The sequence below is a fragment of the Serratia sp. TSA_7 genome (assembly GCF_052692135.1).
Window position 1 is genome coordinate 113,444 of the sequence record NZ_JBQZFU010000011.1, and the last position, 12,003, is coordinate 125,446.

Below are 12,003 nucleotides of genomic sequence, written 5' to 3' on the forward strand. Positions count from 1 at the left end.
ATGAGCCTGACGTTTGTCAGTGAGCAGTTACTTGCTGCGAATAAGTTGAGCCACCAGGACCTGTTTTCTGTCTTGGGGCAACTGGCCGAACGCCGCCTCGATTACGCCGATCTCTATTTTCAGTCCAGCTACCACGAAGCCTGGGTGATTGAAGACAGCATCATCAAGGATGGTTCTTATAATATCGACCAGGGCGTTGGGGTGCGCGCCGTCAGCGGCGAGAAAACCGGGTTCGCCTATGCCGATCAGATAACCCTGAACGCCCTGAATCAAAGCGCTCAGGCGGCGCGCAGCATCGTGCGCGACAGCGGTGACGGCCGGGTGCATACGCTCGGTGAAATCAGCCACAAGGCGCTGTATCCGCTGCTCGATCCGCTGCAAAGCCTGCCGCGCGAAGAGAAAATTGCCCTGCTGCACCGCGTCGACAAGGTTGCCCGTGCGGCCGACAAGCGGGTGCAGGAAGTGAGCGCCAGCATCACCGGCGTATATGAACAAATCCTGGTGGCCGCGACCGACGGCACCCTGGCGGCGGACGTTCGCCCGCTGGTGCGTCTTTCCGTCAGCGTGCTGGTGGAAGAAGACGGCAAGCGTGAACGCGGCTCCAGCGGTGGCGGCGGCCGTTTCGGTTATGACTATTTCCTGGAAGTCGTCGATGGCGACGTCCGCGCGGACGCCTACGCCAAAGAGGCGGTGCGCATGGCGTTGATTAACCTTTCCGCCGTAGCGGCCCCGGCCGGCAATATGCCGGTAGTGCTGGGCGCCGGCTGGCCTGGCGTGCTGTTGCATGAAGCGGTAGGCCACGGCCTGGAAGGCGATTTCAACCGTCGCGGCACTTCGGTATTCAGCGGCCAGATGGGCCAACTGGTGGCTTCCGAGCTTTGCACCGTGGTGGATGACGGCACCTTGCAGGGGCGCCGCGGTTCGCTGGCCATCGATGATGAAGGCGTGCCGGGCCAGTACAATGTGCTGATCGAAAACGGCATCCTGAAAGGCTACATGCAAGACAAGCTTAATGCGCGTCTGATGGGCGTTGCGCCGACCGGCAACGGCCGCCGCGAGTCCTATGCGCATCTGCCGATGCCGCGCATGACCAACACTTACATGCTGGCGGGCAAGTCCACGCCGGAAGAGATCATCGCCAGCGTGGAGTACGGCCTGTATGCGCCGAACTTTGGCGGCGGCCAGGTGGACATCACCTCCGGCAAATTCGTGTTCTCTACCACCGAAGCCTATCTGATCGAAAAAGGCCGCATCACCAAGCCGGTGAAGGGCGCGACGCTGATCGGCTCCGGCATTGAGGCGATGCAGCAGATTTCGATGGTCGGCAACGATCTGGCGCTGGATAAAGGCGTGGGCGTTTGCGGCAAAGAAGGGCAAAGCCTGCCGGTGGGCGTCGGCCAGCCGACCCTGAAGCTGGATATGCTGACCGTTGGCGGTACCGCCTAGTCCTTTTCCGGGGCCGGTTCACGGCCCCAATAAATTCGTTTTTTGCGGCGCTTATCGCATTAGCCATAATTAAGACGGATTCGCTGCTTTTTCCGATTAGAGAAAACCAATAAGCCATTTTTAAGTGTAAAAACTGATCTTATGGAGTTTTTGTTTAAGATATTTCTTGTTTGGTTAGGCCATCTAATGGTTTACCCATAATTTATGCCTTGTTCCCCGCCGCGCGTAGCCTTTAGAATGCCGAAAAATCATACGGATGGCCTTCTGAATGGATTCAGTAACTCGGCGGCTCTCAGCCGCTTTACTCTGCATTTTCTTTTCCCCCACTGCCGGCGCTAGCCTGCTTAGCCCGGCGGATCGCGACAGTATTCAACAGCAGCAGCGTGGTTTGCTTGAGCAAAATCAGCAGCAGCGGCAGGAACTGCAACGCAGCCTGACGCCGACGTTGCCCGCGCCTGCAGAATCAAACGCCAGTTCTGGAGGACCCTGCTTCACCATCACCACCCTTCGGCTGGAAGGCGCGGATCACCTGCCGGCCGGCGCGCGGCAGGAGCTAACCCAAGACTACCTGCAACGCTGCCTGAATCTGGGCCAAATCCAAACGCTGGTACAGAAGATCTCCGATTGGTATATCAGCCGCGGCTATATCACCAGCCGCGCATTCCTGACCGAGCAGGATTTGTCGCGTGGCGAGCTGCGGTTGCTGGTGCTGGAAGGCAAGCTGGAAAAGATCCTGCTGGAACAGCGCGACGATCGCATGTTGAAAATGGCTTTCCCCGGCCTGCAGGGCAATCTTCTCAATCTGCGGGATATCGAACAGGGCATGGAGCAGATCAATCGCCTGCGGCAGCAGCCGGTGCAGATTGAAATTCTGCCCGGCAGCAAACCGGGTTATTCGGTGGTCAATTTGAGCGCCAAACCCGAGTTCCCGCTGATGCTGGGGCTGGGGTTTGATAATAGCGGTCAGAAGAGCACCGGCACCGGTCAAATCAACGGCTCGCTGACCGGCAATAATCTGTTGGGCGTGGCGGACCAGTGGTTCGTTTCCGGCGCGCGCAGCAGCGATTTCGCCAAGGATCACGACGCACGCAGCGTGCAGGCCGGCGTCAGCCTGCCTTATGGCTATTGGCTGCTGGATTATAACTATGCCTACAGCGACTACCTGACCACCATCGACAATCAGGGCTTTGACTGGCGATCCAGCGGCGACAGCCAGACTCACCGATTGAGTTTGTCGCGGGTGCTGTTTCGTGACGGTGAAATGAAAACCGGCCTGTCTCTGGGGCTGACGCACCGCATTAACCGTAACGCTCTCAACGATACCCGGCTGGAAAGCAGCAGCCGCAAGCTGACCAGCGTTACGCTGGGGCTCAGCCATAGCCAGAAATTGCTGGGTGGCTTTGCCACGTTAAACCCGGCTTACAGCCGCGGCGTGCCCTGGCTGGGTGCCGAAGACGACAGCGGCAAAATCAAGGAAGCGCCACGCGCCGAGTTTCACAAGCTTTCGCTTTCCGGCAGTTACTACTTGCCGTTGACGCAGGACTGGACTTACCTCACCAGCCTGTACGGCCAGTGGACACCCCAACGTTTGTACGGCAGCGAGCGCCTGACTATCGGCGGCGAGAGCTCGGTGCGCGGCTTCAAAGAGCAGTATCTTTCCGGCGATCAGGGCGGCTACTGGCGCAATGAAGTTAACCGGACGCTGGTGACGCTGCCGTATCTGGGCAGTATCAATGCCCTGGCCGCGCTGGACGGCGGCTGGCTGCATCACGACGCGCTGGACGCCAACGCTTCCGGCACGCTGTGGGGCGGCGCCATCGGGCTGGGCAGCCGTAACCGCCATTTCGGCAGCCAACTGACCGTCGGCTGGCCGCTGGCTTACCCTGACTGGCTGAAGCCGGATAGGGTTTCGGTGTATTACCGGGTCAATATCGTACTTTAACCCTAACGTACAGGAAGGTTTCAGGGATGAAACACAAACATAATCAACCGCTCAATGCCTATCAGCGCCTGCTGAGCTACACCCTGTGCGGCCTGCTGGCCGGCCAGCCGCTGCTTCCGGCTTTTGCCGCAGGCGTTAACGTCGCCGAAGGCAATACCCGCGTCGATCAGGCCGCCAATGGCGTGCCGGTGATTAATATCGCCACACCGAACCAGGCCGGTATTTCTCATAATAAATACGACGATTTCAACGTCGGCAAAGAAGGTCTGATCCTCAATAACGCTACCGGTCAGCTCAACCAGAGCCAACTGGGCGGCCTGATCCAGAATAACCCCAACCTGCAGGCCGGCAAGGCAGCGCAGGGCATCATTAACGAAGTGGTGGCGCCCAATCCTTCGCAGCTGCAAGGCTACCTGGAAGTAGCGGGCAAGCAGGCCAGCGTGATGGTGGCCAACCCCTATGGCATCACCTGCGACGGCTGCGGTTTTATCAATACCCCCAACGTGACGCTGACCACCGGCAAACCGGTGCTGGGTGCCGACGGCAAGCTGCAGGCGCTGGAGGTGACCCAGGGGGCGATCACCGTTCAGGGCAAAGGGCTGGACGCCAGCCAGAGCGATAAATTCGCTTTGATCGCCCGCGCCACCGAGATCAACGCAAAACTGCATGCCAAAGACGCCCGCGTCACGCTCGGAGCCAACCGGGTAGACGCAGCAGGCAACGCCACGCCGATCGCCGGCCACGGCGCCGCACCCAGGGTGGCCATCGATACCGGCGCGCTCGGCGGCATGTATGCGAACCGCATCCATCTGGTGTCCAGCGAACAGGGCGTGGGGGTTAACCTTGGCAACCTTAACGCCCGCGAGGGGGATATCAACCTCGACGCCAGGGGCAAGCTGACGCTGCACAATTCGTTGGCGCAGGGCGCGTTGAGCGCGAATGCGGCCGACATGGCGCTGAGCGGCAGCCACCAGGCCGGGCAGGCGATGACCCTGAACGGCGGCGGCGATATCGCGCTGGATCAGGCCACGTTGAGCGCGGCAGGCGATATGACGCTTAACGCTGCCGGCAAACTGCAGGCCGACGGCAGCACACTGCTGGCCGGCGCCGAAAAGCAACAACGGGCCACCGCCGCGCAAACGCTGAAGGTGAACGCCGGGGAGCAGCAATGGAATAACAGCCGCCTCACGGCCGGGGCGATAACGGCGCAGGCGCAAGGTGGCCTGCAACTGGACGGTACATCGACGCTCACCGGGTTGAAGCGGTTGGATCTGCAGGCCGGCGCGTTGACGCTGGCGGGTAAGGTTGCCTCCGGCGGCGATCTGCAACTGAACGCCGCTAGCCTCAATGGTGGAACGACCAGCCGGGTGAGCGCCGAAGGCGATATCGGGCTGACGCTCAGCGGCGATGGCGACTGGCAGGGAACGCTGACTGCCGGGCGTGACCTGCAACTGCAGGCCAACAAGTTGAATAACCATGGCCAACTGGCCGCCAATCGCGACAGCCGGGTTCAGGCGCAACAACTGACCAACACCGGACTGATGCAGGCGCAGGGGGCGCAGAACCTGACCGGCAGCCAGTTGGATAACAGCGGCAAACTGCAGGCGGGCGGTACGCTGACGATCAACGCCGATGGCGTGAACAATCAGGGGTTGATCGGTTCTCAACAACGGCTTGATTTGACGGTGAAAAACGGCCTGAACCTGGACGGGGCGCTGTATGCCGACGGCCCGCTGAGGGTGCAGGCGGGCGAGTTTTTACTGGCCGGCAGCGCTACCGGCAAACAGGGCGTAGCATTTAATGGCGGCGCGCTGAAAACCGCGCAGGGTTCTTCGCTACTCAGTGATGGCGACATCGCGCTCCAGGCGAATGAGGTGCGGCTCGGCGGGTTGCTTTCTGCGGAGCGCGAGCTGACGATCGACAGCCAACGGCTGATTGCCGCTGCGAGCGGGCAAACCCAGGCCAAGCAGGGCATGTCTCTGACAGTCGCCGAGGGGGCGCAACTTGCCGGGGTGTTCAGCACGCTGGGGGATCTGAAGGTCAGCGGCGCTACCGTGGACAATACCGCAGAGATCGGCGCACGCAACCTCGACTGGCGCGGGAATTATTTGAGCCAGCGCGGGCAGTTGCACGCCAATGAGCAATTGACGCTGGCCGTAAATCGTCTTGATCAGCAGGGTGAACTGCTGGCCGGCAAGCAACTGACTCTGCGCGGCGAACGGCTGGCCAACAGTGGGTCAATAGGTGCTGCGGCGCTGGATTTGGCCTTCACGCAGTCGGTAGACAACCTGGGCGAGCTGGTGGCGAACAACGCGCTGACGCTGGCCACCCCGGTGCTGAATAACGCCGGAAGGCTTGCGGCGAACGACGTCGCAATCAATACGGGCGCTCTGGACAACGGCGGGTTGTTGCAGGCCAAAGGCAAGGCGGATGTCACCGCCAATGAGCTGAAGAACCGCCTGTCGGGCAGGATCCTGGCCGGCGGTGCGCTGGCGCTGCAAGCTGGGCAACTGAACAACGCCGGCAAGCTGCAGGGGCAGGCTATTGATATCACTGCGCAACGCTGGGACAACGCCGGCAGCGCGCTGGGCATTGACGGGCTGACCGCGCGGGGCGGCCAACTGGATAACCAGGGGCAGATATTGAGCCGCGGGGCGTTGGCGTTGAACGGCGACAGGCTGGACAACCGCGGTAAGGTCTTGACGGAAGGCGCGCTGCGGCTGAAGGCCGACAGCATCGATAACCGGGGGCAAGTGCAGGGCGACAGCGCGCAGATCGAAGCCGAGGCGTTGAACAACAGCGGCAACCTGATCGGCGTGAAAAAGCTGGCGCTGCAACTGCAACAGGATCTGCATAACCTTGCCGCTGGCCAGTTGCTGAGCGGCGGCGAACTCAACGTCGCGGCGGCAGCGGTCAATAACGCCGGGCTCTGGCAGGGCGATCGTATTCTGCTGTCGGCGCGGCAGCTGGATCATACCGGCACCTTGCAGGCGAAACAGTTGATCCGCGTGGATCTGAGCGGCGATCTCAACGCCGGCGCGGGCAGCAAAATCATCTCTAATGGCGAAGCGGCGCTGACGGCGCTGGGGTTGAACAATCAGGGCAGCTGGCAGGCCGCCGCATTGCGCCTGAAAGGCGATAACCTGAATAACGGCGGCGTGCTGGCCGGCGTTAACCGGCTCGATGCCGAGATCGCCGGTGCAGCAGTGCAGCAGGCCTCGGGACAGATGTTGAGCGACGGCGAACTGCGGCTGAAGGCGGAACGCATCGAGAATCCGGGCCTGATGCAGGCGGGGGATCTGCGGTTTACTGCCGCGCAATTGGACAACGGCGGCAGGTTGCTGGGGAAAAACAGCCTTAACGCTGAGCTGAGTGGGGTGTTCAATAACCTGGCCGGCGGCAACGTGCGCAGCCAAAATGCGCTGCAACTGACGGCGGCGGAGCTGAACAACGGCGGTGAGATGCAGGGCGATGGCCGCAGCGAACTGCGGCTGGATCGTCAGTTGATCAACCCGGGCAAACTGATCGTCGGCGGCGCGTTGGATCTGCGGGCACCAACGCTGAATAACGCCGGCTGGCTGCAGGCGGGTAGCCTGGTCGTCAACGGATCGCAGCTTGATAACAGCGGTACACTGCTCGCCGCCGGCGATAACCAACTGACGCTTAACAAGCTGAACAATCAGGGGACGCTGCAAGGCGGCAATCTGCAACTGAAGGCGGACAGCCTGGAGAATGCCGGTACGCTGCTGGCGACGCGCCAGATGGCGATCGAAGCGCGGCAGATGAATAACCGGCAGAGCGGCAAGCTGTTCAGCGCCGGTGATGCAGTGCTGGCTGGCAGCCTGTTGAATCAGTACGGGCAACTGGTGGCGCTGGGCAACATCACGCTGACGCTGAAAGAGGCCTTTACTCAGCAAGGTACTCTGGCGGCGGGCAATGCGCTGAGCCTTGAAGCCGACGGCGATATTCTGCTGCAAGGGACCACTCAAGGGCAAAGCCTGAACCTGCGCAGCCGCGGGCTGCTGACTAACGCCGGCACGGTACGCGGCGGTGGCGGCGAGGTGCGTCTCGAGGCTGAGAGCATCAAACAAAACGAGGGCGCCAGCCTGCAATCGGGCGGGCGAGTGCAACTGCTCAGCCGCAGCGACATCACCAACAAGGGGTTTATCGGTACCGCCGGCGATCTGCTGCTGGTTGCCGCCAATCAGCTGTTTAACAGCGGCATGCTGTACGGCGGCGGCAATATGCAACTGCTGGCGGATCGCATCGTCAACCAGCGCGGCGATATTCTGGCGGGCAACAGCCTGTGGATGCAGAAAGATGCCGACGGCAATGCCAACAGCGAGATCGTCAATACTTCCGGCACTGTCGAGACCGAAAACGGCGATATCCAGATCAAAACTGCGCACCTGCTTAACCAACGTGATGGCCTGAAAACCTCGGTTACGCAGGAGGATTTGACGCAGAAATACGATTGGCTGAACGGCGCTACCGCCAGCATTCCGTTGAGTTTCTTTAACGACGACGAGTACGGTTACTACACCGTCACCACCTGGCATCAATTGGCGGGGAATGACGCGCGGGAAATCACCAAGGTGTACACCTACGCCTCGCCGTATGCCACCACCCGTGAGGTGGCGCTGTCGGTCAGCAAAGTGACGGTCAACAGCGAGGGCGGTGCGGCGCGCATTGCCGCCGGCCGCAATATGGCTGTGAATGCCGCGACCCTGGATAACCTGGCCAGCGATATTATGGCCAACGGGGATATTGCGCTCTCCGGCGGCACACTGAATAACCAGTCCTGGGCGGCGGGTACGGAAACGCGTTATCAAACTTATACCTATCAAAAACCTGCGCTGCCGGGCTCGGATCGCCCACCTCGGGTATCAGAGGTTTCCCCCATCAACGACTATTCGAAAGGGAAAATCGACGATAAACATATTCACTACAAGGCCAGTGGTGAGGTGCGGACCGAACGCACCGACGACGGCGTCTACCGTTCGGTGATTCAGGCTGGCGGTGCGGTTAACGCCAGCTTTACCGACACGATCAGCAACACGGCGGTAACGCCGAATGCCGGCAGCCTGAGCCATACGCTCGTCCGGCCGACGCTCGACGGCCTGCAACAACCGGATGCCGTCGACGGCGTACAGCAGCAAGGGCTGGCGGGCGATCAGGGTGTCGCCGTAGGCGGCCCGGCGTGGCGCGACAGTTTGCAGAGTGCATTGGGTTCGCTCGGCAACAACGCCGCCGAACTGGCGGATTACCCGCTGCCGAATGGCGGCAATGGCCGCTTCGTCCCGACCGAGGATCCGAACAGCCCGTACCTGATCGCTACCAACCCCAAACTGGATGGTCTGGGGCAACTGGACAGCGGCCTGTTCAACGATTTGTACGCCATGCTGGGCCAGCAGCCCGGCGCTGCGCCGCGTGAAAATGACAGCCGCTTCACTAACGAGACGCAGTTTATCGGTTCGGCCTATTTCCTCGATCGCCTCAAACTGAATCCGGACTACGACTACCGCTTCCTTGGCGATGCGGCGTTCGATACCCGTTACATCAGCAACGCCCTGCTGACCCAGACCGGCAAGCGTTATATCAACGGCGTCGGCTCCGATCTGCAGCAGATGCAACAGCTTATCGACAATGCCGCCCAGGCGCAGAGCGGCCTGAATTTGCAGCTCGGGATCAGCCTGACGCCGCAGCAGGTGGCACAGCTGGACAGCAGCATCGTCTGGTGGGAGAAGGTGACGGTCAATGGCCAAAGGGTGCTGGCACCGAAGCTGTACCTGGCCAAAAAAGACCTGGCACCGCTCAGTGGCAGCGTGATTGCAGGCAACAGCGTTAATCTGAACGCCGGCAGCATCGGCAACGACGGCAGTACGTTACAGGGCGGCGAACGGCTGAGCGCGACCAGCCAGAGCGGCATCAGCAATATCAATCGCGGGCTGATCGACGCCGCGGGCGAACTGCAACTCACTGCCATCGGCGACATCAACAATATCGGTTCCACCCTCAGCGGCCGGCAGGTGGCGCTGGAAAGTCTCGACGGCAGCATCATCAACAAAACCCAGACCCGTCAATGGGATGCCAAAGGTTCTCTGGGCGGCGAGTCCCTGGCCCTGTCGCGCACTGAAATCGGCGATATCGCCGCCATCAGCGCCGAAGACGGGCTGAGCATGCAGGCCGGGCGGAACATCGACATCACCGGCGCGAAAGTGACCTCCGGCGGTGGGATGAGCCTGCAAGCGGGTGGCGACGTTAACCTGATTGCCAACAACACCTATACCGCCGACAGCACGGACGGTGGCCGCTGGGGGGGCGGGCGTAAAGAAAGCGAAGCGCGCGGCAGCCAGGCCAGTGAGATCAGCGCAGGCGGAGCGCTGGGCGTGAAAGCCGGGCAGGATCTTAACCTGGCAGCCAGCCAGATCGGCAGCAAGGGGGATGCCGCATTGAGCGCAGGCCGCGACATCAATCTGCACACCGCCGAACAAAGCCAACGCCAGAAAACCGACGGTGACGAGCGCATCGGCAGTGGCGCCACCCGCAGCGCCCTCACCAGCAGCGGCGATTTGCAATTGCAGGCCGGGCGTGACCTGAACTCGCAGGCGGCGGCGATAGTGGCGGATAACCATGTCGGGTTGAGCGCCGGGCGTGACCTTAACCTCAACGCGCAGCAAAGTCGGGAGTATCAGGCGAGCCAGGGTGGCGGCAAGCAGCAGGTGAACGACTCTTTCCGCCAGCAAGGCACTGACATCGCCAGCGGCGGCGATACGCACATGCAGGCCGGACGCGACGCGACCCTCAACGCCGCACAGGTGCAGGCAGGCGGCGATGTCTCGGTCAACGCCGGGCGCGATATCGCGCTCAACAGCGCCACCGAAAGTGACTACAGCTTCTTCGAGGAGACCAAAACCAAGAAAGGCTTGCTGTCCAAAACCACCACCCATACGGTGAAAGAGGACTATGCCACCCGCGAGAAGGGCAGCTTGCTGAGCGGCAACAATGTCTCGCTCAACGCCGGTAACGACCTGAAGGTGCAGGGCTCGACGGTGGTGGGCGACGGCAAGGTCAGCCTGCAGGCGGGCAATGACGTCGCGATCGTGGCGGCCACCGAAGAACAGTCGAGTTACCGGCTGAACGAGAAGAAAACCAGCGGCATGTTCAGCGGCGGCGGCATCGGCGTAACCTTCGGCAGCACCTCGTCGCGCCACCAGTTGAACGAAGACGGCACCACCCAAAGCCAGAGCGTCAGCACCATTGGCTCGACCGGCGGCGACGTGAATATCATCGCAGGCGGCAAGGCGCATATCGGCGGCGCGGATGTGATTGCGGATAAGAATCTGTCGGTGACGGGAGATAGCGTCCAAATCGATCCGGGTCAGGATATTCGCCGCCGTGATGAAACCTTCGAGCAAAAGCAGAGCGGTTTGAGCCTTGCCTTGTCCGGCACGGTAGGCAGTGCGGTTAACAGCGCGGTGACGACTGCCCAGCAGGCGAAGAAGGAAACCGATGGCCGACTGGCGGCGTTGCAGGGCACCAAAGCGGCCTTGTCCGGCGTACAGGCATTGCAGGCGGGGCAACTGGCCGAAGCCGGGAATACCGATACCCAAGAGGGCAGCATGGTGGGCGTCAGCGTTTCGCTTGGTGCGCAGAAATCGTCGTCAACACAGTATCAGGAGCAAACCAGCGTCACCGGCTCAACGCTCAGTGCGGGCAATAATTTGCAGGTGACCGCTACCGGGAAAGGGAGCAGCGCCAACAGCGGCGATATCGCGATAGTCGGCAGCCAACTGAAGGCCGGTGGAGACACAACGCTGAGCGCTGAGCGCGATTTGCTGCTGCTGGGCGCTGCCAACACGCAGAAAACGGAGGGCAGTAACAAGAGCAGCGGGGGTAATGTCGGTATCAGCATCGGAGTCGGCCGGCAAACCGGGCTGAGCGTATTCGCCAATGCCAATAAGAGCCAGGGCAGTGAGCACGGCGACGGCACCTTCTGGAGCGAAGCAACGGTCGACAGTGGCGGCACATTATCCATGCGCAGCGGCCGGGATACTGCATTGGCAGGGGCGCAGGCCAGCGGTGAAACGGTGAAGGTGGATGCCGGACGCAATCTGACCTTGCAGAGCCAACAAGACAGCGATAACTATGACGCGAAACAGACCAGCGTCAGCGGCGGTGTCAGCGTGGCGATCATTGGCGGCGGCGGTTCCGCCAACCTGAGCATGAGCCGTGACAAGCTGCACAGTAATTACGACAGCGTGCAGGAGCAGAGCGGGCTGTTTGCCGGCACGGGTGGCTATGATGTTAAGGTAGGCAAGCATACGCAATTGGACGGCGCGGTGATTGCCAGTACCGCTCCCGCGGATAAAAACCGCCTTGACACCGGCACGCTGGGGTTCAGCGACATCCATAACCAGGCGGACTTTAAGGCCGAACATCAGGGCGGCAGTCTCAGCAGCGGTGGCCCGGTGGGATCGGACTTGCTGACCAACCTTGCGGGCGCAGCGCTCTCCGGGGCGGGTAATAAGGGGCACGCAGAAGGCACCACGCAGGCGGCGGTGTCGGGCGGTAGCGTGGTCATTCGGGACACGGCGCATCAGCAGCAGGACGTC

Annotated in this window: 3 protein-coding genes; all 3 read left to right on the forward strand. The window is 61.5% G+C overall.

Annotated elements, in window-relative coordinates:
• Window positions 1–1,446 carry a metalloprotease TldD gene (tldD, locus tag ACUTQW_RS23365; protein WP_004948634.1) on the forward strand — a complete coding sequence of 482 codons (1,446 nt, stop codon included), beginning with the start codon at window positions 1–3 and terminating at the stop codon, window positions 1,444–1,446.
• Window positions 1,447–1,714: 268 nt separating this feature from the next.
• Window positions 1,715–3,388, forward strand: coding sequence for a ShlB/FhaC/HecB family hemolysin secretion/activation protein (locus ACUTQW_RS23370; RefSeq protein WP_006328303.1), 1,674 nt, complete (start codon window positions 1,715–1,717; stop codon window positions 3,386–3,388).
• A gap of 26 nt (window positions 3,389–3,414) precedes the next feature.
• A partial coding sequence (locus ACUTQW_RS23375) for a hemagglutinin repeat-containing protein (RefSeq protein ID WP_445654971.1) occupies window positions 3,415–12,003 on the forward strand: 8,589 nt, incomplete at its 3' end.